A 22,418-nucleotide genomic window follows, 5' to 3' on the forward strand; every position below is an offset into this window, starting at 1 on the left:
TTTTGCTCTGTGCTAATCATGCCACAGAGCAGCTAGTTGGCAAAAACGTTTATGGTAAAACTTTCTCACCTTGGTATAGGCTTTCGATAGTTTCGCGTTCGCGAATAAGGTGATGTTGCTCACCATCAACCATTATTTCAGCAACCCGTGGACGTGAGTTATAATTTGAGCTCATAGTAAAACCATAGGCTCCAGCGCTTCGCTGTACTAACAAATCACCTTGTTTGAGTGCTAATGGGCGATCTTTACCTAAAAAGTCACCTGTTTCACACACCGGCCCAACCACATCATAAGTGTGGATAGGTGTTTCGTCATCACGCACCGATACAGGAATAATTTTTTGCCATGCTTGATACAGTGATGGGCGCAACATGTCGTTCATACCCGCATCGACAATCGCAAAATATTTGTCTTGGTTTTGCTTAATAAACTCAACTTGTGTTACTAAAATACCTGCGTTTGCGGCAATGGCTCGTCCAGGCTCAAAAATCAGTTCTAGGTGACGGTAATTCGCAAGGCGCTGCGTTACTTGTGCTGCATATTCACTTGGGTGTGGGGGCTGCTCATCATCATAGGTTACTCCAAGTCCTCCACCTATATCTAAATGGCTTAGCTCAATACCTGTATTTTTTAATTCATCAATTAATGCCAGTAGTTTATCAAGTGCCTCTAAAAACGGTTTGGTTTGTGTAAGCTGTGAGCCAATGTGGCAGTCTACGCCAACAATCGTTAAGCCAGGTAACGACGCAGCATGTTGATACACGCTTAAAGCAGACTCGATACCAATGCCAAATTTGTTCTCTTTAAGCCCAGTGGAAATATACGGATGTGTTTTGGCATCAATATCGGGATTAACACGAATAGAAATTGGCGCGTCTAAATTAAGCTCGCAGGCTACTTCAGAAATGCGCTCAAGCTCTGAAATCGACTCAACATTAAAACATTTAATACCTACTTCTAACGCATAAGCAATTTCGTCAGCCGTTTTAGCAACCCCAGAAAATACCACTTTGTTAGCAGCGCCTCCGGCTTTTATTACCCGTGCTAATTCGCCTTTTGAGACAATATCAAAACCCGCACCAAGTCGTGCCAATATATTTAACACCGCAATATTTGAATTTGCTTTAACGGCATAACACACTAGGCTTTTGTGATCTTTAGCCGCATTAGCAAACGCTAAATAATGGCGTTCAAACGTGGCTCTTGAATACACATAACATGGCGTGCCATAGTGCTGTGCAATGGTTGCTACGCTGACATCTTCAGCAAATAGTTGGTTGTTTTTATAATTAAAAAAATCCATTTACTGCTCCTGTTGTTGCTCGACGGGTGTTTGTTTATTAGGGATGTCAGTTGGCTGGTTTTGCTCAGCAGGCTGCTCGGGTAAGTACAGCGGGCCGCTTTGGCCACAGCCAGCTAATGCACACAACAATACGGTGCTGATTAATAGTTGTTTTAATTGTAAGGTATATGTCGCTTTCATTAGATTAATACGGTTGCTGGCTTTATAATCGCAGAGTAACAGAATATCTAAAAAATGCAGCTATTCGCGGATGATTTTATTCCTGTTACACTAGCTCTATAAACATGCACCCATTATTTAGGCGCCTCGCCTGCAAAGGAAATTAACGATGACTGATCACGAATATCACCAGTTAGCAGAAGCTCTTATGTTCACTATTGAAGAACAAGTTGATGATTGTGAAGCAGATTTAGATTATGAATCGGCTCAAGGTATTTTAGAAATTATTTTTCCAGATCGCAGTAAGATTGTGATTAATAAGCAAGCCCCTTTGCACCAAGTATGGGTAGCAACAAAATTCAATGGCCATCATTTTGAAATGCGTGATGGTCAATGGATTGATAACCGCTCGGGTGCAGAGTTTTGGAGCTTCATTAACGAAGCGTCTACACGCCAAGCGGGTCAAGAAATTAAATGGCAATCAACACTATGAGTTTAGGGTTTGTAGAATACCCAGCGCAAAGCACCCATAAAGCCACGGTTATCTGGCTGCATGGCTTAGGTGATTCAGGTGATGGTTTTGCACCTGTTGCCCCGCAGCTCGATTTACCTACTGAGTTAGGGGTGCGTTTTGTTTTTCCTCATGCGCCTATGCAGGCTGTCACTATTAACGGTGGTATGCAAATGCGCTCATGGTACGACATTAAATCTATGGATTTAGATAAACGTGCTGATGAGCAAGGGGTTAGAGAATCAGCAGCCAAAGTTGAGCAACTCATTACACAAGAAATTGCTAACGGCATACCTGCGAGTAAAATTATTTTAGCGGGCTTTTCGCAAGGTGGCGTTGTATCGCTGCATTTAGCACCGCGTTTAGAACAAAAGCTGGCTGGTGTAATGGCGCTGTCAACCTACATGTGTGTGCCACATAAATTGGCAGATGAAGCAAAACAAACACAGTTAAATATATTTATGGCTCATGGTAGCCAAGATGACGTTGTACCGCATAGCGCGGGTAGAAGTGCGTTTGAAGTATTATCAACGCATAACATGGATGTAAGTTGGCAAGAATACCCAATGGGGCATCAGGTTTGTACACAAGAGTTACAAGCTGTGCGCCAATGGTTAATTTCTCGCTTAAGTTAGTTTAGGAGCCGCTGAGGGTCAAAATGAGTCAAAAAATAGTAATAACAGCAAATGTAAAACGCGAACCATCTACTAGCAAACCCAACGTGAGCTATGAGTGGCATTGGCGTCGGATTGTGAGTATTTCTATGTTGGTGATTATGACCTCTGCAGCGGTTATTTACGGTCTTTCTAGCGCTGTGAATGCTGACCAAGGGACGCCGCATCCTAATGAGCAGTCTGATTTAACTGAGCAACAAGCAGCAATTGTGTCGCTAAACGATGATATTGCAGCATCAGTAGAGAGTGAAAAAGCCACAGATGCCGATGAGGAGCCGGTGAGCAGTGTCGCCGTTGTAGACCCTAAAACTATTTCCTTGGATGAGCAAAAACCAGCCCCTATTACTGAACAAGTACCATCAGAGTCTAAAGTTCAACAAAGTATTATTAAGCAAGAAGTAGAGCCAACGACCACTGCTGAGCCTGATGAGGCAACCATTGCAACAATAGCCACTCAAGCCCCTGACGTTGAAAGTGTTAGTGCACAGCCTGCAGAGCAAAAAGAATTTGCTGCATCTGCAAATATTGCCAGCGTGGCCATTGGTGCCAAAATAGATACTGCTACTATAAGCCGTGCAGTTCTGACTCGCAGTGTCAGTAACCGTGAGCCAACCAATGTATTTGCCGCCGATGTGCGTTTAAATCAATTTGAAGAGTCGCTGTCATTTTTTAGTGAGCTTAAAAACTTACAGGGCCAGCAGGTAAAACATGTGTGGCTATTTGAAGGTGAAGTAATGGCTGAAGTGGCACTTAAGGTCACTTCTCCGCGTTACAGAACGTACTCAACTAAAAATATTATGGATACTCAATTAGGGCATTGGCGCGTTGATGTAGTTGATGAAAACGGGCTGCTCATCGCTCAAAAAGAATTTAGAGTTTTAGCAAATTAAATAGCCTTAGATTGAATAAGTTTTAATCCCAAAAGCTAGTAATTATTAATGGATATTTTATGACTGAAAAAACAAAGTTAGTTCGCATTGCCACTCGTAAAAGTGCATTGGCACTCTGGCAGGCTGAATTTGTAAAAGCACAGCTAGAGCATTTTCATGATGACGTGCGTGTAGAGCTCGTGCCAATGTCGACTCAAGGTGACATTATTTTAGATACACCACTAGCTAAAATTGGCGGCAAAGGTTTATTTGTAAAAGAGTTAGAGCAAGCCATGCTAGATGGCCGTGCAGATATTGCAGTGCATTCAATGAAAGATGTGCCGGTAGAGTTTCCGGATGATTTAGAGTTACACACCATTTGTGAGCGTGAAGACCCGCGTGATGCATTTGTATCAAATAATTTTGCCAATATTGATGCGCTTCCACAAGGCGCTATTGTGGGGACTTCAAGTTTACGTCGCCAGTGTCAAATTAGAGCGATGCGTCCGGATTTAGAAATTCGTGACTTACGTGGCAATGTAAATACACGTTTAGCCAAGCTTGATAGCGGCCAATATGATGCCATTATACTCGCTGCTGCAGGGCTAATTCGTTTAGAAATGGGTGAACGCATTCGTGATTTTATTGAACCAGAAGTCTCTTTACCCGCTAATGGCCAAGGCGCTGTAGGCATTGAGTGTCGTATAGACGATACTGTGACAAAAGCATTATTGGCGCCACTTGAGCATAACGAAACACGTATTCGTGTTAACGCTGAGCGCGCAATGAACCGCCATTTAGAAGGGGGCTGCCAAGTGCCAATTGGTGCTTATGCATTGGTTGATGGCGAGCAAGTACACTTACGTGGCTTAGTCGGTGCGATTGATGGCAGCGAAATTTTACGCGATGAAATTAGCGGTCACGTTGATGATGCTGAAAATTTAGGTATAGAGCTAGCTAAAAAACTATTAGCACAAGGCGCAGATAAAATTCTAGCTGACGTATATCGAGACGCATAATGAAACATATCCTGATAACTCGGCCCGAAGGAAAAGGCGCAGCCCTTGCACAGCAACTTGAGCAAGCGGGTTATCAAGCGTCTTTATATCCTGTTTTAAAAATAACCTACTTAACGCCAACAAATGTTGAATTAAGCCCGCTGGTAAACGCCGACAAAATTATTTTTGTTTCACAGGATGCGGTGCATGCATTAAATGAACTTAAGCCTGCAATTAATACCAAAGCACAGTTTTATGGGGTAGGCCAACAAACAGCCGATACCATTTATGAAGTATTTGGTGTGCGCGCGGCTTTGCCAAAACAACATGACTCTGAAGGGTTACTCGCACTTAAGTCTTTGGCTGATGTTGACGGCAGTAATATTGTGTTAGTAAAAGGGATTGGCGGGCGACCTGAAATAGCAAAAACCTTGAAGCAACGTGGTGCTCATTTAAATAATTGTATGGTGTATCAACGTAAACCAGTAGAGCCTAGCTCAGCTAACTGGATAGACCACTGGCAAAGCCAGAATGTACACGGTATAGTCATTACAAGTAATGCTGCAGTTGACGCCATATTTAATACTATTTCAGCGGCGCAACTAACATGGTTACAACAGTGCGAGTTTTATGTTGCCAGTGAGCGCATTGGTGCTTATTTACAACAACAAAAAATAAATTCGACCCATATACACACTGCGGCAGGAGCTAGCGACCAGGCTATGTTTACCTGCATTAATCAGCAAGGTAGCAAAATGAGTGAACAGTCAGCGACGTCAAAAGTAGAAAAAGAAGCGAAGCCAACAGCAAAGAACACCTCAAATACGACTAAAAGTGAGTCTGCAAAAGCGAATAACCAAACGCAAAATATTCCTCAAAAAGTAAGTAAAGTAGGTAGCGTTGCGTTAGTGATTTCCTTGCTTGTTGCCAGTGGTGTGGGTTATGAGTTTTATCAAAAGCTTAATGCCGGTAAAGTGCAAAATTTAGCGGTTAATGCATTAACAGAGCAAAATAAGATATTGCAGCAAGAGCTGCAAACGCTTAAGTCTGAGCAACTCAGTTTGCAACAAGCGTTGCTTAATAGCGAAGAGCAAATCGCTATGGCACTCAATGAGAACTCTGTAAAAAATCAACAAGTATTAAAAGCCGCACTGCAAAAGGTACAACAAAGTGGTAATACATTAAATCCACAAGAGGTCACCAGCTTGCAGCGCATGGCTGAATTTAAACTGTGGGCAGAACAAGATTACCCAGGCACAAGTGCCGTGCTTAAACGTTTAGACTCATTGTTAAGCGACCACTCTGGTACGCTTGAGTTGCGTCAAGCAATTACACAAGACATTCAAACACTCGATAATATTAAACCCGTTGCGACAGAAGCGATTTATTTACAATTAAACAGTGTAATAAAACGTATTGATGACTTGGTATTTAATGCGGTTAATTTGCCTGAAGAGGCGAGTATAAGTGATGAGAACGCACTCTCTGAAGATGTCAGTGATTGGCAGCAAAACATTCGTAATAGTTGGAATAAAATAGTCGATAGCTTCATTACTATTCGCCATCACGAAGGTGTATTAATTGAGCCATTATTAACTGACAGGGAGCGCCATTTAATTACCCAACGCATTAAGCTTAATATTACTCAAGCGCAAGACGCATTAATGAGTAAGCAAGCAAGTATTTATTTTAACGCTTTGAATGATACAAAACGTTTGGTTAATGAATACTTTAAGCGAGATGACGATGCAACAAAAGTAGTAATACAGACCTTAGCCAACCTTGAAAAAGAATCGCTTAATTTTAATCCTGAAGTGATACTGCAAAGCACTCAACAGGTGAAGGAGTGGGCACAATGATAGGACTGATTATTTTCATTGTCGCTATTGTGTTGGTGCTAGCGATTACTCCCTTTGTGTTAGATGAAAAAGGCTATGTGCTGATTTCATTTAACAATACCACCATAGAGGGGACGATTGTTTCATTTTGTATAATGGCAGCACTGAGTGCGGCAGCTTTGTATTTAACTTACAAGCTAGTGCGTTATTGTTTATCTATTTACAGAAACACTAAGCATGGTTTTTTTGCGCGAAGCCAAGAGCGTAAACATGCGGCTATAGAGCAAGCATTGTGGAGTCTCATTAATGATGATTACGAGCAAGTAGAAAGTGCGCTATCAAGCAATAGTGTGCCTGCTAAATTTACCGATATACGTTTAGCGTTATTAGCAAAAACCGCACTGGCAAATAACCAGCCTGATAAAGCGCTTGAACGTTTGTTTGAAATCAGCCCAGAGCAACAACTTAAAGTGGCTAAGTTATGGTTAGCTAGTGGCGACAGCAGTGTAATTGAACCGCAAATACGGGTGGCAGCAGAATCTAAAAAAGCCACGGTACTTGATTTGAAGTTGTACACCGAAGTTTTAGTGCAGCAACAGCATTTTAAATTGCTTGAAGACTTTTTACCGCGTTTATTGCGTAAAAACGCCTTGAATGATACCCAATGGCAGCAAGTTTTTTTAGCTTATTTTGCTGCGCAAGCAAATGATGAGTTAACCGCTAAATATCAACATTTAGGTAAAAAGTTGCAGGCGCATGCGCACACGGCTTATTTAACTCAAATGGCTAAAGCAGGACAATTAGCAAGCATCGAAGATGAGCTAGTTAAATTACTCAAGCAAAAACAGTATGAACAACTGGCTTACATTTTAAGTGAAGCTGCACCAAGTAGTGCTTATAAGTTGCAATCAAGCATTCAAGAGCGACTGAAAAAAGATGAGCATAATAATGCGTTACTATTAGCGTTAGCGTGTTTAGCTAATGCGCAAGGTGATTACGACTTAGCCGCACGTGTTTTTGACAAAGCACTCAATAGCGAAAATAAAGCACAGTACCGACAACAAGCGATATTAAGTTATAAACACAGTGCACAATTAGATAAGGCACTTGTACTCTACCAATAATCAATTATAGTTATAAATCAATAATAAAAGCGCAGGAGCGACGGTTGTGAAAAATGTATTTACATTATCTTTTAGCCTCGCATGCGCTTATTTCTTTAGCGGTTACCTGAGTAATTTTTTATTCGCCGTTAATGGTTATGCGGTTGCGTCTTGGCCTCCAGCCGGTATTGCGCTAGCGAGCTTTTTACTATGGAAGCGCCGTGCTTATGCGGGGATTTTTGCAGGCGCAGCTTTTGTTAATTTAATTCACTTAGACAATGTTGCTGATATTTTAAATTGGCAAGTCTTATTGCAAGCTATTGCCGTCAGCTGTGCTGTTTTTTTCAGGCGTGGCTAGGTGCATTCCTCATTATCAGAGTCATTAAAGTCCCCCTTAATTTATCTTCTCTTAGACTTAGTATTCAAAGCTTGGTGATTGGTGGGCCGCTATGTTGTGTAATAGCGGCAGGTGTTGGAACCAGTCTACTTTTTTCAATAATATAATTAGCCCACCTGCTGCGCTTAGTACCTTTATTACCTGGTGGATAGGTGACTCAATTGGCGTACTTGTTTTTACTCCATTGGTATTGGCCATATTTAACTATTCGCAGTTACGTCATCGACTACAGGTTATTTTGCCTGCGTTACTTATTTACGCCATTATTAGCGTTAGCTTTTATGGCGCAGCAAGTGTAAAAAAACAAAAAGACGTTCAAAAGCAAGAAGATAAAGTGTTGATGGCACAAAGTGCCATTAATCAAAAGTTAGATGAAGTGGCTGCTCATCTATCTTTGTTAGGTGCATTTTTAGCAAGTAGTGATCAGGTTATTCTCGATGAGTTTAATCATTTTACCTCTAAGCAGTTGAGCTACAATGAAGAAATTTTAGCGTTAAATTGGGTGCCAATGATCACAGCTAATTCTATTAACGAACCTGCCCACTGGGACAAAAGTGTTGTTATAAAGCAAAGGATGGCGAATGGTCAATGGCAACCCGCGCTCTTTAGCAATACTTATTACCCCATAAAATATATTTACCCCATAAAGAATATGCAAGATCTGCTGGGCTTTGATTTGAACTCTGATTTACATATTCGTGATGCACTCAATAAAGCAAAAATTCTTAATGAGCTGGTATTGAGTGAGCCATTTAAGCTAGCCCCTGCAGACGAGGAATTCAGCGTGCTTTTCATTTCTCCTGTCTTTGGTGCTCCTGATATTGAAGGTGACTTTAAAGGGTTTGTAATTGCCTTGGTGAGTTTAGCTAAGTTGTCTGAGGCACTTTCGTTTGATAGCGGTAATGAAGTTGCGATTGGTTTTACTGATATAAATAAAGCAGATAATAAACAGGCTCTTTATAGCGTTGAGCATGACTCAATGACGTTGCTAAAAGATTATCAGTTGTTAATTGGCCATCGGTTGTGGCAAGTAGAAATATATCAACCTAAGACGCAATCAACCTGGCTAATTTATTGGCTAGCACAGATAGTAGGCATGCTATTTGTTTGGCTATTGATTATGTTTTTAATTTCAGTGGTCGCCACCAATGTTCGTATACGCGAACAAGTTGCAAAGCAAACACTGACTTTGCGTCAGGAAAAGCAGAAAGCGGATGAAGCCAGTGAGATAAAAAGTCAGTTTTTAGCTAATATGAGCCACGAAATTCGTACCCCAATTAACGGTATTAAAGGCATGCATTACTTAGCACTGCAACAGCAGGACTGGTCATTAGCAAAAACTTACATAGAGCAAGCTGACGGTGCGGTCAGTGTCTTATTGAGAGTGCTAAATGATGTGCTCGATTTTTCAAAAATGGAGGCAGGTAAACTTGAGTTAGTGCAGGAGCCTGTGGAGCTAAAGTCTCTAGCAAAAGAAGTTATGAGCTTAATGCAGTTTGAAGTTAGTAATAAGCCTTTGTCACTACAAGTTGAGGTTGATCATGATGCTCCTTTAGTTGTTAATACCGATCCTATTCGTTTAAAGCAGGTGCTGCTGAACTTATTAAATAATGCCGTTAAGTTTACTGCTAAGGGTAGTATCACATTAAAGGTTTGGCAGTCAGCAAAAATGACTTATTTTAGTGTCAATGATACGGGGATTGGGATTAGTGAGGAGGCACAAAAACAGCTATTTAACCCATTCTCTCAGGCTGATAGTTCAACCTCACGCCAGTTTGGTGGCACAGGGCTTGGTTTAAGTATTTGTAAAAAATTAGTAGAGCTGATGGGAGGAGCAATTGATTTAAAAAGTAGTGAGGGTCACGGCTCTACTTTTACCTTTAGTTTACCGCTCCATTCTCCGCTACCTAAAGCACAATACTATTCAGGTAAGTTAGATAAAATAGATATAAGCAACCTATCACTAGCGAAGTATCGCTTACTACTCGTTGAAGACAACCCATTAAATCAACATGTGGCTACCGCTATTTTAGAAACCAAGCAGGGTGTTGTAGATATTGCTAATAACGGACTTGAAGCGATTAAAATGCTAAGCGATAAAAGATACGACTTAGTATTAATGGATATTCAAATGCCACAAATGGATGGCTTAAAAGCAACAAAAGTGATTCGTAATGAGTTAGGCTTTTTAGATTTACCTATTATTGGCCTATCTGCTAATGCGCACGAAGAAGATGCTAAAAAAGCGATTAACGTGGGAATGGATAACTATATAACTAAACCTATTGATGCAGATGCACTGTTTAAAATGATTTGGTTTTATTTATCACGTTAACTCTTTTTATATAAAAAGCAGACATAAGACCTCCAAGCGCTATTTTAAGTATTCTACACTTGAAATATTACTGTACCTGCGTATCATTCGCGCAATTTTAATTCAACCGAGTAGCTATTATGATCAATAGAAAAATACCTTTGCTAGATATTCACCGTCATTTAGATGGTAATGTACGCGCGCAAACCATACTAGAACTTGGTCGTCAGTTTAATATCGCTTTACCAGCGGACAATGTTGAAGCACTTATTCCTCATGTTCAGGTTATTGATCCTGAGCCAAACTTAATGGCATTTTTACAAAAGCTTGATTGGGGAGTGACGGTACTAGGTGATTACGATGCCTGTAGACGTATTGCGATAGAAAACATTGAAGATGCACAAGCGCAGGGTCTTGATTACGTAGAGCTGCGTTTTAGTCCTTATTATATGGCTCAAAGCCAAGGGTTACACCCTCAAGGGGTTGTTGAAGCAGTGGTTGATGGTATCCGTAGTGCAACAAAAGATACTGATATAAAAGCAAACTTAATTGGTATTTTGTCTCGTACATACGGAGTTAAAACCTGTCAGCACGAGTTGGACGCGTTACTTGCCTTTAAAAATGATTTGGTTGCAGTGGATTTGGCCGGTGATGAGATTGGTTATCCTGGCGAGTTGTTTGTTGATCATTTTAAGCAAGTACGTGATGCGTATTTGGCTGTTACCGTGCATGCTGGTGAAGCGTTAGGTGCGCCAAGTATTTGGCAAGCATTAAACGAGCTTGGCGCAAGCAGAATAGGCCATGGTGTTAAAGCGATTGAAGATCCAAAACTAATGGATTATTTACGTGATAACCGCATTGGTATTGAATCGTGCTTAACCAGTAACATTCAAACCAGTACAGTGAATGATTTAACCAAACACCCACTTAAGCAGTTTTTAGATCATGGTATTTTAGCCTGTCTTAACACGGATGACCCGGCTGTTGAAGGCATTGAAATTGAATACGAATATGCAGTGGCAGCACCAAAAGCAGGTTTGTCACAAGCTGATATGGAAAAAGCGCAAGCGAATGCGCTGGAAATTGCCTATTTAAGTGACGCTGATAAAAACGCACTTAAAGCTAAAGTCGCACAGCGTTAAATTGTCTATATAATTAAAAATGCCACTGTTTACAGTGGCATTTTTTTATATGTGCGCATTACAACTAACGTAATTATTATAAAGTGCTTTTAATATATCGGCACGGCTGATCATACCTACCACTACACCGCCATCGATCACGGGGTAATTTTTAGGTTTACCAGGCTTCATTTGTTCTGCTAATTCCATAATATTGGTATCGCCGTGCACGGTTACCACATCTGTTTGCATCAACTGCGATACTTTCACCATACCATCACAAAAATAACTACTTTGCATTAAGGGTTTGAGTAACTCTTGCTCTGAGATAAAGCCAACGAGCACCTTATTATCATCAAATACCGGCGCGCCTAGTAGTTTAAATTTTTCTAGCTCTGCTATGGCAGTGGTCATTTCTGTATTAGGGGTGATATGAGGCAACTTATGTTGCATAAAATCTTTTACTTTTGTATTTAACATTTAGGTTTCTCCCGCTTAATGTTCTGTACAAAGTATGGTTTATAGATTGGATTTTAGGAAATTGTTTATGTTGATGAGCTTAATAGGTAATAACAATCACAGTGCTAGCAATTAAAACAATTAAGGCACCCTAAGGTGCCTTAAACTAGTGTTACTTTATGAACGCGAATGCATCTGCGTACATGTTTTCACGAATAGCGCCATGATTTATAAAATCATCGCGTACTATGCCAATCATGTCAAAACGACCTGCCATGTAAATATCGTAAGGTTCTAACGACATAATATCGCTCATCACCGCTTTATGAACATAACCAGTGTGGCCAGTCCAGCTGTCGGTAGGATGCTCTACGACAGGAATAAATTTAAAGTTTTCACGGCTATCTGACCATGCTTGCATTTCGGTATGTGCATACAGCGCCGACTCTTCTTTTACGCCCCAGTAAAATAGCACCGGACGCTCACAGTTGATTTCAGCTAAATGCTCAGCCATTGACTTTGCGTAAGAAAAACCAGTCCCGCCGGCGAGTAAAATAATTGGACGCTCGCACTGCAAACGTAGCTGAGAAATACCTAAACCCGCTTCTATTTTTACGGTTTGGTTCTCGTTGTGAGCACTACGAAGGTGTTCTAATGATTGCATCGCGTAAGAGTCTGCGTTTGATGCGCCAATGTGTAATTCTAATGCATCAGTCTGTGAGGGGCGACTCGCGATTGAAAACGCACGTTTATCTTTTTCACCTAAAACCAACTGTAAATATTGACCAGCTTCAAATGCTACAGGCTGTTGCGGCTTTAAAATAACTTTATGAACAAATTCTGTTAGTGGGCTGATAGAAACAACTTCAGCGAGTAATGTTTGCATGTTTTACCTTAAATTAGCGGATACGCACTTTATTTGAGCAATAATAGCATATCCGCAGGGTGAGTTTATAGCCTAGAGGCCCTAGACCAAAGTCGTTAAAGAATATCTAAGCTATCCCAAAGCTCATCAACTCGATCCTTAGTGGCTTGATCCATTACAATAGGTTCGCCCCATTCTCGAGTTGTTTCACCAGGCCATTTATTTGTTGCATCCATACCCATTTTTGAACCTAGACCAGATACGGGCGATGCAAAATCTAAATAATCAATTGGCGTGTTTTCAATTAACGTCGTGTCGCGCGCAGGGTCCATACGAGTAGTGATAGCCCAAATTACATCGTTCCAATCTCTAGCGTTAATATCATCATCACAGACAATAACAAACTTAGTGTACATAAATTGTCGTAGGAATGACCAAACCCCCATCATTACGCGCTTGGCGTGACCTGGGTATTGTTTTTTCATTGTCACTACGGCCATGCGATACGAACAACCTTCTGGCGGTAAATAAAAATCGACAATTTCTGGAAATTGTTTTTGTAAAATTGGTACGAATACTTCGTTTAGCGCCACCCCTAAAATAGCCGGCTCATCCGGCGGACGGCCAGTAAAAGTACTATGATAAATAGGGTCTTTACGATGTGTAATGTGGGTGACCGTCATAACTGGGAAGTCATCGACTTCGTTGTAATAACCTGTGTGGTCGCCATATGGACCTTCCGGCGCCATCTCTCCCGGCACAATATGCCCTTCAAGTACGATTTCTGCACTGGCTGGTACTTGTAAATCATTCGAGATTGACTTAACTACTTCAGTTTTACTACCACGTAGTAAACCTGCAAAGGCATATTCGCTTAACGTATCTGGAACGGGGGTAACAGCGCCTAAAATAGTCGCAGGATCTGCACCTAATGCCACCGAAACAGGGTAGGGCTGGCCAGGGTGTTCTTTACACCACTCTTGAAAATCAAGCGCGCCACCGCGATGAGATAACCAACGCATAATGATTTTATTTTTACCCAATAGCTGTTGACGATAAATCCCTAAATTTTGGCGCTTTTTGTGAGGTCCTTTGGTAACGGTTAAACCCCAAGTAATCAAAGGTGCAGCATCGCCAGGCCAGCAGTGCTGAATAGGAAGCTTAGTTAAGTCAACGTCGTCACCTTGTAAAATAACTTGTTGGCAGGGGGCTTTTTTAACTTCTTTGGCCGGCATATTAAGCACTTGCTTGAATACCGGAATTTGTCCGAGCGCTTCTTTAATGCCTTTTGGCGGCTCAGGCTCTTTTAGAAATGCGAGTAATTTACCCACTTCACGTAATTCACTTACATCCTCTTGGCCCATACCCATAGCTACACGCTTAGGAGTACCAAACAAGTTAGCTAAAACGGGAATGTCGTATCCTTTAGGGTTTTCAAATAATAAAGCAGGGCCTTCGGCACGCAGTGTGCGGTCAGCAATTTCGGTCATCTCAAGATACGGGTCGATTTCTTGGCTGATGCGTTTTAACTCGCCTCGTTTCTCAAGTAAATCGATAAAATCGCGCAGATCTTTGTATTTCATTGTGGGCCGTTACTTAGCAAAAAGTTAAAAGTATTATACCCAGTTCATACAAGCCAAGTCATTAGCTGCGCTTAAAACTTAAAGCGCTCTACTGCACCTTTTAATGAGTGTGCAAGTTGGTTAACGTCTTCACTTTCGCTTGCTAGGGTCGTTGCATTGTTGGCATTTAAGGTGGCCTGCTCGGTTACCTTAGCCATTATTTGTTGAATATCGGTGCTGTTTGCAAGTTGTTCATGTGAGGCACTCGCAATCTCTTTACTCATAGCATTAACCGATACCAGCGTGCTCTTAATACGCTCAACAGCATTATTTAGTTCAGTACTGTTTTCAACGCAATGCTTAGCCTGTTGTTGCCCATCATTTATTTCAGTTTGGGTGGTTTGAGTATGCTGCTGTAGAGTGTTGATCATGGTAGTAATTTCGCTTGTAGAGCTTTGTGTGCGAGCTGCAAGCGAGCGTACTTCATCTGCTACTACGGCAAATCCGCGACCATGCTCACCAGCACGTGCAGCTTCAATTGCGGCATTAAGTGCTAGTAAATTAGTTTGCTCTGCAATACTGCTAATGGTATCAACAATGGCACCAATTAGTTGCGTATACTGGGCTAGTTCTTCTGTACTGCTTACTGCTCTATCTAAGCGATTTAAAAGTGCTTCAATGCTTTGGCTATTATTATTTGCAATGTCGTTAACGTCATTGGCAAATTGCGAGGCATTAGTAATTTCATTAGAGGTGCTTTGCGCTTGTTCGTATACGGCTTGAGAACTTTGCAACATTTGCTGTGCTAATGAGGTGGCTTGTGCACTACGTTCTAGCTGTTGCTTAGCAACAATAGTCATTTGCTGGCCTTTTTCGCTGGTTTGAATAGCTGAATTATCGAGTTCGTAAGCGTCGTTACTAATGGCTTTTATTAAGTGAGTTAAATCATCACAAAGCCTATTAGTGTTGTGCATCAGCGTACCAAATTCATCTTTACTGTGGGGATTGCTACGCTGAGAAAAGTCACCTGAGGCTATTCGAGCAAGTTCTTTATTCACCTTTTTAAGCGGTTTTAGCATGGCGTTGGTAGTAAATACTGAAATAATAATCAGCAAAGTAATTAATACAAACGCAATAATAATCACTAAGCTAGAGCCAGTATTAATTGCTGATTTAGCACTATCTTGTAGAAAGTTAAAGCGCGTGTCAGCCAGTTTATTAAGCTCAATCAATTGATTTTCAATACTAATAAAGGCGTTTTGAAAGCTTTCAAAACGCTGATCAACTTTGTCTTTATTATTGAGCACAGTATTTTGCAATGCATACAACCCATCAGGATTATTTAATAGGCTGCTTAAATCATCAAATGCTGTAATAAGCTCATTTGTGTTGAGTTTATTAGCAATTGGGGTGGCTTGTTGCTCTAAGTAACTAAGATTAGATTTAATATTGTCGAGTAAAAAAGAGGTGTCTTGTTGATGATCGTTTATATTTTCTGAAGTGGTTATTTGCCCAATCCCTTTAACATTATTATTTAAAGTAAATAATAAATCATCAACACGAGTCGCAGTGCCAAATACCGCATCTAAAAGTGATTGTTGGTTGCTATCAACGTTTATGAGCTCTATATCAAGCAAGCGGTTACTGAGTTCACGAAGCTGTTCATTGAACGTAATTGTTAGTGCTGCGGCTGAGCTTTGCGCCTTAAAACGTTGCTCTTTTGCTGCAAGCATTTGGTTGCTTATTGTATTTAGCTGGGCAAAGTCTTTGTTAATAGCTTTAAGTAATGTTTGCATGCCTTTCTGCTGGGCAACTTGTGTTTTTAGTGTTTCTAATTTACTAAAAAACTGCGTTTGTTCAGCGTGTGCCTGTTTTTTATTTTGCAGTAGTAAATTAAGTTTAGTTTGGCTATAAGCAATGGCATTAAATTTAGTAATAGAAAGGAGTGATAAACGAAGATCTTTACTTGCTTGTTGTACAGGCACCGCCAACGTTTCTATACGCGTGTTAGTGGTACTAATTTGATTGAGCGACCAGTAAAAAAATATGCAGCTGGTTAGTATCAACAAGCCAATGGCTGAAAAGGCTAAAATTATTTTGTGTTTTATAGCGAGAGATTGCATAACTTTATCAACAATATTAAGACTTTTGTTAGTGTAGCAAGTTTTTTAATGCGATGTTAGTTATTGGTTAATTGTCGCTGCATTGGTATTTTTTGCCATTAATTATTAGCATTGCTTGTTCGCCTTTACTCCAAAATAACACTTCTTTATTAATGTATTTACTGCCTGAAGCGCTCACCTCATGATTCAATATATAATCATGGTCATAAAAGCTTAACTTTGCTTGTTTATTGCTAATGATATCAAGTTTTGCAGGTGCGTTATCGCAGACATAGTTATTCGTAACTGGCTGCTTATTACATGCAGTTAAAACAATTAAAGTAATAATAATGGTAGCGTGTTTCATTGGCTGTGCCTTATCGTGTCCCTTGTTTAATTAGGAGCTTAACAAAGCTAAATTAACCGTTGGTGAAAATATAGCTTTACGTTATGTTTAAGATCTTATTTTTAGTTAGGAAATTTCATGGCTGGCAGCAACCTTTTAACATTATTGGATGATATAACGACTCTGTTGGATGATATTGCGACCATGAGTAAAGTTGCGACAAAGAAAACAGCGGGAGTGCTTGGTGATGATTTGGCACTTAATGCTCAGCAAGTTACAGGGGTTACCGCCGATAGGGAGTTGCCCGTTGTATGGGCTGTGGCAAAAGGGTCTTTTTTAAATAAAGCTATATTAGTTCCTGCTGCGTTATTAATTAGTGTGTGGTTGCCTTGGCTAATTACCCCCCTTTTAATGGTAGGTGGCCTATTTTTATGTTTTGAAGGCGCAGAAAAAGTATTTGCTCGTTTTTTACCTCATCATTAAGAAGTTATAGAGGATGGTGAAAATTTAGATTTGGCAGAGTATGAAAAACAAAAAGTTAAAGGGGCTATTCGCACTGATTTTATTCTTTCCGCCGAAATTATTGTTATTACATTAGGCACGGTCGCAGGGGCCACATTAATCAACCAGGCGCTGGTATTGAGTGTGATTGCCATCATCATGACAATTGGTGTTTATGGACTGGTAGCAGGGATTGTAAAGCTTGATGATGCGGGCTTATATTTACTTAATCAATCCAAACCCTCCGCAAGTAAGTTTAAAGAATTACTCGGTAAAGCCTTATTAGCTGCAGCCCCAAGATTAATGCAGTTTTTAGCCTTTGCGGGCACGGTGGCGATGTTTTTAGTGGGTGGTGGAATTTTAGTACACGCAATTGAGCTTTTGCATCATGCTCAAGTTGATGTAACTCATTATGCGCAGTCGGTTGCTGGTAGCACAGGAGAAATACTAACCCCTTTACTATTTGACGGACTGTTAGGGATAGGTGCTGGTTTGGTTATTGTAATTGCGCATGTCGCTTATACTAAGTTATTTAAAGCAAATAAGTAGTTTATTTTATTCGCACTGAGTTGTTTTACATAGTTGCTCAAGTTCGTATTTAGCTTTGCTATTACCTTGAGCAATTGCTTTTTTATACCAATAAATCGCTTGCGGAGTGTTCTTTTTTGTACCTTGTCCATCACGATACATCTGAGCAAGATTTAGTTGACCCCATTGTGAGCCTGAGTTTGCTGCTAGGTTAAAGCTTTCAAGCGCTTCGCTATATTGCTTATCTTTATAGTAAACAATCCCTTGCTGATTATTCTCATCGAGCTTTAAGCCTTTATAAAGAGGTTTAGGTTTAGGTGGAAACATCACAAACCCGCCATAAAGTGAATATGCCTTTGGGCGTAGCACGTCAAATATAATGTCATCTTCGTATAAACGTTTTATTTCATTACGAGGCAGGGTAATAGTTTGAGAAGAAAAGTAATCTCTTTGTACCAACAAACTTGCACGCATCGCTGTGGTAATGGCACTAGTGCGCTTATAGCTGTAATTACCCACCTGAAACGTTATAAATTGCTCATCAAAGCTGAGTACTTGCGCAACTTTTAAATTAGTGAGTGTCCATGGTTCGTGAGTGAATTTATCGGCTTTAACTAAATAGGTATCATAAGCTTTTGGGGAGGTTAAATAGCTTTGTTTTAGTGCTTCAGTGTTGAGGTGCTTTTGATAAAAAAATAACGCCCACCATAGTAATAAAATTAATCCAATACAGTATTTTGGTAGGCTAAGCTTTTCAAACAGAGGTAACGTCTTAATATTGATAGCCTCACTATGTCCGCATTGATAGCACTCGCGTTTATAACTTAACTTTATAGGAAATATAGGAAAAATGGTAAAGCGTAAAAAGCGACTTTGATTAACTAAGTGATAGCAGTTGTTGTTGCAATCAGGGCAGCACTGAACGTGTGTAAAATGAGGAAATGACTGGCTAGTATTGAAAAGCAACATAATAAGGCTCCTTGTTAATTTACAACTTTAGAGCAAGTGATAAATTAGTAAAGCAGCAAACTGTAAGTAATTATGTCATAAAGGATTGGTTTATAAAGCCCATACTTTTTGATATGGGCTTTATAGAGAATCAGCTTAGAAGCTAAATTGTGCGGCTAAACGCACGCTTGTGCCTTCACCTACGGTAACGTTATTTAAACCGCCACCGGCTAGGTAGTTTTTATCAAATAAGTTCTCAATATTTAAACGTAAGTTAATATCTTTGTTATTTAAGTTAAGCTTGTAGGTTGCGCCAATATCAACACGAGTATAACCCTCTTTTGTTACGGTGTTAGCATTATCAGCAAAACGTTCACCCTCATAAAAAGCACCGGCATTCAAAGCAACAGCGTCATTAAGCTCATAACGTGTCCATAAAGAGGCAGACCATTTTGGTGCATCAGTTGGGCGTTTGCCCTCTAATTCTTCATCACGCTCATAGTTAGCATCTAAATACATAGTTGATGCCATAACAAATAAACGGTCAGTTGCAGCACCTTGAGCTGCAAGCTCAAAGCCTTTATGGCGTTGCTCACCTGCCTGCGTGGTGATGCTCGTTATATCACCGATAGGGTTAACCAGCTCTTCGCTCACTAAGGTGCCTGTTTTGCTAATATCAAATAAGGCACCGCTAAGCATTAATCGATCATCAAACAGTTGCCATTTTACCCCAATTTCCTTTTGCTCAGAGGTAATAGCATCGAGCTTCATACCGTTATTAACATCTTTTTCATTTACTAATGTTTCGTTTTGCGGCTCAAATCCTTCTGAGTAACTTGCATAAACAGTTGCAGAGGCATTTGGATGGTAAAGTACGCCGACCTTAGGTACGAACGATTCGTTATTGCTGTTTTCTCTACTTTGTTTATCGTAACGACCACCTAGCGATACTTGCCATTCTGGTGAGAATGAAATTAAATCTTGGATATAAATCCCGTAATAGTCGTAAGCAGACGAGCTAATAGTGTCATCTGATTTGTAACTTATATTAGGGCGATTAGGCTCATTTTGACCGGCAGAAAAATTAATCGTATCAGCAGATGTGCGTAATTGGCCGTAGTAATAATCCAGTGAGTTAGCACCTACAAGTAATTGATGATGTACACCCAAGGTTTCAAATTCGCCAATGAAGTCAATAAAAGCAGTTTTAAACTGCCAATCATCAAAGCGATCGTAAGGACGTGACTGGTAACTATCACCTTCGATAAAGTCACTTGGCTTACGTGGTGCTGACTCAAAGCGCTGACGTTCAAACGTTTGCTCATTGTAGCCTAAATTAACTTGCCAGTTATCGGTTAAAAATACTTTGAAATCAATACCCATGTTTTCAACAGTAATGTCAGTAAAGGCCCATGACATATCACGAATTGTTTTGTTATCACCAATAATGTTGGCATCATTATCTATCCAAGCGCCAGTATCTAAGCCTGCTTCGTCATCAGTGCGATCATAATGTACACGTACTAGGGCGTTATCGCTAATATCGTAATCAACCACTAAGGCACCTAAAAAACGATCGCGTTCGCGGTTATCACCATTTTGGTATTCTCGCCAGTATTCAACATCTTGTTTTACTAATACACCACGGGCACGTAAATCTTCAGTCTCGGTGAGTGCGCCGCCAGCATCAAGCATAAAGCGGGTTGAACCATGTTGGTCAACATCGGCACTGGCACTAAATAACGTTTGTGCAGTTGGCTTTTTGGTTACCATATTGACCAGACCACCAGGGCCTGATTGCCCATACAAAATACTTGAAGGGCCTTTAATAACTTCTACTTGCTCTAAAATTTCAATGGGTTGTTGGTAATGAGACCAATGCTGATGGCCATCACGCAGGTAGCCGGTTGATGAGCTTAATTGAAAGCCACGTAAGTTAAATACTTCTCTATTTCGTTGTTTAGACCCTGCAGTTAAACTAGCATCATTGGTCAATACTTCACCAAGAGTGGTTGCTAGTTGCTCATTAACGATTGTGTCAGTGATTACGGTAACTGACTGAGCGGTTTCGAGTAATGAGGTAGAGGTTCTCATTGCCCCACTAGCATTATCTACTTTGTAGTCGTTGAAATAATTGCCTTTAACTTCAATGCGCTCTATATTTGCGGTGTTGGCTAATACATTTGTAGAGGTACAGGCTAAAAGAGCGATAAAAAGAGGGTTAAGTTTCATTAGTGGCTTCCGGCTTAGAATTATTAGGATAGTAAAACGTCGCAGATCTTAATGAAAACAACTATCATTTGCAATATCTTTATTGCAACTTTTAATCGTTCGTTGCTAATGGTTGCCAATTGTTAATTCTGCTATTATTAGCCGCATATTAATTGAGACTTTTCTCAAGTTATTTTTTGCTATGGAATTTACTGTGACTGCAATTGCTTTTTCATCGTTGGCCTTACCTTCAGGGTTAGTTGATAATTTATCAACGCTTGGCTACACCCAAATGACGCCTGTACAGGCGCAAAGCCTACCATCCGTTTTAAATGGCAAAGATATTATTGCCCAAGCCAAAACAGGCTCAGGTAAAACAGCGGCATTTAGTTTAGGCGTTTTAGCCAAGCTAAATGTAAAACGCTTTCGTATTCAGTCGTTAGTATTGTGCCCAACTCGTGAGCTTGCAGAGCAAGTGGCGGTTGAGATGCGTAAACTAGCGCGCGGTATTCATAACATTAAGATTTTAACTTTGTGTGGTGGGGTTTCAATTGGGCCACAAATTGGTTCACTCGAACATGGTGCACATATTATTGTGGGTACACCGGGGCGAGTTGATGATCATATTCGCAAAGGGACATTACGCTTAGATGATGTTGAAACCCTGGTACTTGATGAAGCCGACCAAATGCTTGATATGGGTTTTCAAGACACCCTAGATGCCATAATTGATCGCATTCCAACCAATCGTCAAACGTTGTTATTTAGTGCTACTTTTCCAAAATCAATCGAAGCTATTGCTAAGCGTGTACTTAGTAACCCAGAAATGATTAAAGTAGAAGAGCAGCAAGAAAAAAGCACGATTAAACAATACTTCTACAAAATGGATAATAATAAACAGCGTTATCCAACGCTTAAGCTGTTACTTCTTAAATTTACCCCGCAAAGCTGTGTGGTGTTTTGTAATACCAAGGTTGAAACGCAGCAAGTATGTGATGATTTAGCCGATGAAGGCTTTAGTGCGGTGGCACTGCATGGTGATTTAGAGCAGCGTGATCGTGAGCGTACACTGATTCATTTTGCGAATAAAAGTGCGTCTATTTTAGTGGCAACTGATGTAGCTGCACGAGGCTTAGACATTGATGATATGGACATGGTGATTAACTATCACTTAGCTCACGATCCACAAACTCATGTACATCGTGTTGGCCGTACCGGACGAGCAGGCAAAAAAGGGATTGCATGTTCTATTTATGGTGAGGCAGAGCAATTTAAAGTGGCTCAAATTGGCGACCATTACGAGCGTGACTTTACTCCTGAGCCAATGCCATCTTATAACCTATTAGATAAGCCGCCATACAAACCTGAAATGGTGACGCTGATGATAGATGCAGGCAAAAAGCAAAAAGTGCGCGCGGGTGATATTTTAGGCGCATTAACCGGAAAAGACGGTGTTGCTGGGCGCCAAGTTGGTAAAATCAACGTACTTGATAACGTGGCATTTGTTGCGGTAGAGCGTAACTCATCTAAACCAGCGTTACGCAAATTAACCGAAGGTAATATTAAAGGACGTAAAATCCGTGCTCGTCGCCTAACGCGTTAACTCTCG

General features: G+C 40.5%; 17 protein-coding genes and 2 pseudogenes. 10 read left to right on the plus strand and 9 right to left on the minus strand.

Going from position 1 to position 22,418, the window contains the following annotated elements:
• Positions 1-49: 49 nt before the first annotated feature.
• A complete protein-coding gene (gene lysA / locus AB8618_RS16355; RefSeq protein WP_413401065.1) occupies positions 50-1,303 on the minus strand; it encodes a diaminopimelate decarboxylase in 1,254 nt (417 codons plus the stop codon).
• Positions 1,304-1,483, minus strand: coding sequence for an LPS translocon maturation chaperone LptM (gene lptM, locus AB8618_RS16360; protein ID WP_413401066.1), 180 nt, complete (start codon positions 1,481-1,483; stop codon positions 1,304-1,306).
• Between the two features lie 148 nt (positions 1,484-1,631).
• On the opposite strand from lptM, the gene cyaY reads away from it, so the two are divergent.
• The 8 genes and pseudogenes from cyaY (at position 1,632) to add (ending at position 11,308) form a co-directional block, all read left to right on the plus strand.
• Complete coding sequence (cyaY, locus tag AB8618_RS16365; RefSeq protein ID WP_008109036.1) at positions 1,632-1,955, plus strand: iron donor protein CyaY; 324 nt, start codon at positions 1,632-1,634, stop codon at positions 1,953-1,955.
• A complete protein-coding gene (locus AB8618_RS16370) occupies positions 1,952-2,608 on the plus strand; it encodes an alpha/beta hydrolase (RefSeq protein ID WP_198523767.1) in 657 nt (218 codons plus the stop codon). Before cyaY ends, AB8618_RS16370 begins: the two co-directional genes overlap by 4 nt.
• Before the next feature lie 23 nt (positions 2,609-2,631).
• Positions 2,632-3,537 carry a DUF2914 domain-containing protein gene (locus tag AB8618_RS16375; protein WP_413401067.1) on the plus strand — a complete coding sequence of 302 codons (906 nt, stop codon included), beginning with the start codon at positions 2,632-2,634 and terminating at the stop codon, positions 3,535-3,537.
• A 59-nt stretch (positions 3,538-3,596) separates the two neighbouring features.
• The gene (gene hemC / locus AB8618_RS16380) at positions 3,597-4,535 is read left to right on the plus strand and encodes a hydroxymethylbilane synthase (RefSeq protein WP_413401068.1); all 939 of its coding nucleotides are present in this window, start codon (positions 3,597-3,599) and stop codon (positions 4,533-4,535) included.
• On the plus strand, positions 4,535-6,373 hold the full coding sequence (locus tag AB8618_RS16385) for a uroporphyrinogen-III C-methyltransferase (protein ID WP_413401069.1): 1,839 nt from the start codon (positions 4,535-4,537) through the stop codon (positions 6,371-6,373). Before hemC ends, AB8618_RS16385 begins: the two co-directional genes overlap by 1 nt.
• The gene (locus AB8618_RS16390) at positions 6,370-7,476 is read left to right on the plus strand and encodes a heme biosynthesis HemY N-terminal domain-containing protein (protein ID WP_409424335.1); all 1,107 of its coding nucleotides are present in this window, start codon (positions 6,370-6,372) and stop codon (positions 7,474-7,476) included. Before AB8618_RS16385 ends, AB8618_RS16390 begins: the two co-directional genes overlap by 4 nt.
• A gap of 46 nt (positions 7,477-7,522) precedes the next feature.
• Positions 7,523-10,187: pseudogene (locus tag AB8618_RS16395) on the plus strand (ATP-binding protein).
• Between the two features lie 119 nt (positions 10,188-10,306).
• The gene (add, locus tag AB8618_RS16400; protein ID WP_010392653.1) at positions 10,307-11,308 is read left to right on the plus strand and encodes an adenosine deaminase; all 1,002 of its coding nucleotides are present in this window, start codon (positions 10,307-10,309) and stop codon (positions 11,306-11,308) included.
• 45 nt (positions 11,309-11,353) lie between these two features.
• Here add and AB8618_RS16405 read toward each other — a convergent pair whose 3' ends face one another.
• The 5 genes from AB8618_RS16405 to AB8618_RS16425 all read right to left on the minus strand — a co-directional run bounded on the left by AB8618_RS16405 (position 11,354) and on the right by AB8618_RS16425 (position 16,642).
• Positions 11,354-11,767, minus strand: a complete 414-nt coding sequence (locus AB8618_RS16405) for a CBS domain-containing protein (protein WP_054202871.1) — start codon at positions 11,765-11,767, stop codon at positions 11,354-11,356.
• A gap of 151 nt (positions 11,768-11,918) precedes the next feature.
• Complete coding sequence (gene fre / locus AB8618_RS16410; protein ID WP_413401071.1) at positions 11,919-12,632, minus strand: NAD(P)H-flavin reductase; 714 nt, start codon at positions 12,630-12,632, stop codon at positions 11,919-11,921.
• 95 nt (positions 12,633-12,727) lie between these two features.
• Positions 12,728-14,194 carry a 4-hydroxy-3-polyprenylbenzoate decarboxylase gene (gene ubiD / locus AB8618_RS16415; RefSeq protein ID WP_413401072.1) on the minus strand — a complete coding sequence of 489 codons (1,467 nt, stop codon included), beginning with the start codon at positions 14,192-14,194 and terminating at the stop codon, positions 12,728-12,730.
• 71 nt (positions 14,195-14,265) lie between these two features.
• Positions 14,266-16,296: a methyl-accepting chemotaxis protein gene (locus AB8618_RS16420; protein ID WP_409424340.1), complete on the minus strand. Its 2,031-nt coding sequence runs from the start codon at positions 16,294-16,296 to the stop codon at positions 14,266-14,268.
• A gap of 67 nt (positions 16,297-16,363) precedes the next feature.
• The gene (locus AB8618_RS16425) at positions 16,364-16,642 is read right to left on the minus strand and encodes an MliC family protein (protein ID WP_409424341.1); all 279 of its coding nucleotides are present in this window, start codon (positions 16,640-16,642) and stop codon (positions 16,364-16,366) included.
• 117 nt (positions 16,643-16,759) lie between these two features.
• On the opposite strand from AB8618_RS16425, the pseudogene AB8618_RS16430 reads away from it, so the two are divergent.
• A pseudogene (locus AB8618_RS16430) lies at positions 16,760-17,671 on the plus strand (DUF808 domain-containing protein).
• A 6-nt stretch (positions 17,672-17,677) separates the two neighbouring features.
• Here the strand turns inward: AB8618_RS16430 and AB8618_RS16435 are convergent.
• Complete coding sequence (locus tag AB8618_RS16435) at positions 17,678-18,619, minus strand: tetratricopeptide repeat protein (RefSeq protein ID WP_413401073.1); 942 nt, start codon at positions 18,617-18,619, stop codon at positions 17,678-17,680.
• 135 nt (positions 18,620-18,754) lie between these two features.
• Positions 18,755-20,830, minus strand: a complete 2,076-nt coding sequence (locus tag AB8618_RS16440; protein ID WP_413401074.1) for a TonB-dependent siderophore receptor — start codon at positions 20,828-20,830, stop codon at positions 18,755-18,757.
• Between the two features lie 193 nt (positions 20,831-21,023).
• Between AB8618_RS16440 and dbpA the strand changes: the two genes are divergently transcribed.
• Entirely contained in the window at positions 21,024-22,412 is a 1,389-nt protein-coding gene (dbpA, locus tag AB8618_RS16445; protein ID WP_413401075.1) for an ATP-dependent RNA helicase DbpA, read from the plus strand.
• Positions 22,413-22,418 lie beyond the last annotated feature (6 nt).

Source organism: Pseudoalteromonas sp. RW-H-Ap-1, from assembly GCF_048318575.1.
Lineage (GTDB): Bacteria > Pseudomonadota > Gammaproteobacteria > Enterobacterales > Alteromonadaceae > Pseudoalteromonas.

Bases quoted from the DNA above. Each gene is read 5' to 3' on its own strand.
- lysA (WP_413401065.1), bottom strand. From the start codon at position 1,303: ATGGATTTTTTTAATTATAAAAACAACCAACTATTTGCTGAAGATGTC.
- lptM (WP_413401066.1), bottom strand. From the start codon at position 1,483: ATGAAAGCGACATATACCTTACAATTAAAACAACTATTAATCAGCACC.
- cyaY (WP_008109036.1), top strand. From the start codon at position 1,632: ATGACTGATCACGAATATCACCAGTTAGCAGAAGCTCTTATGTTCACT.
- AB8618_RS16370 (WP_198523767.1), top strand. From the start codon at position 1,952: ATGAGTTTAGGGTTTGTAGAATACCCAGCGCAAAGCACCCATAAAGCC.
- AB8618_RS16375 (WP_413401067.1), top strand. From the start codon at position 2,632: ATGAGTCAAAAAATAGTAATAACAGCAAATGTAAAACGCGAACCATCT.
- hemC (WP_413401068.1), top strand. From the start codon at position 3,597: ATGACTGAAAAAACAAAGTTAGTTCGCATTGCCACTCGTAAAAGTGCA.
- AB8618_RS16385 (WP_413401069.1), top strand. From the start codon at position 4,535: ATGAAACATATCCTGATAACTCGGCCCGAAGGAAAAGGCGCAGCCCTT.
- AB8618_RS16390 (WP_409424335.1), top strand. From the start codon at position 6,370: ATGATAGGACTGATTATTTTCATTGTCGCTATTGTGTTGGTGCTAGCG.
- add (WP_010392653.1), top strand. From the start codon at position 10,307: ATGATCAATAGAAAAATACCTTTGCTAGATATTCACCGTCATTTAGAT.
- AB8618_RS16405 (WP_054202871.1), bottom strand. From the start codon at position 11,767: ATGTTAAATACAAAAGTAAAAGATTTTATGCAACATAAGTTGCCTCAT.
- fre (WP_413401071.1), bottom strand. From the start codon at position 12,632: ATGCAAACATTACTCGCTGAAGTTGTTTCTATCAGCCCACTAACAGAA.
- ubiD (WP_413401072.1), bottom strand. From the start codon at position 14,194: ATGAAATACAAAGATCTGCGCGATTTTATCGATTTACTTGAGAAACGA.
- AB8618_RS16420 (WP_409424340.1), bottom strand. From the start codon at position 16,296: ATGCAATCTCTCGCTATAAAACACAAAATAATTTTAGCCTTTTCAGCC.
- AB8618_RS16425 (WP_409424341.1), bottom strand. From the start codon at position 16,642: ATGAAACACGCTACCATTATTATTACTTTAATTGTTTTAACTGCATGT.
- AB8618_RS16435 (WP_413401073.1), bottom strand. From the start codon at position 18,619: ATGTTGCTTTTCAATACTAGCCAGTCATTTCCTCATTTTACACACGTT.
- AB8618_RS16440 (WP_413401074.1), bottom strand. From the start codon at position 20,830: ATGAAACTTAACCCTCTTTTTATCGCTCTTTTAGCCTGTACCTCTACA.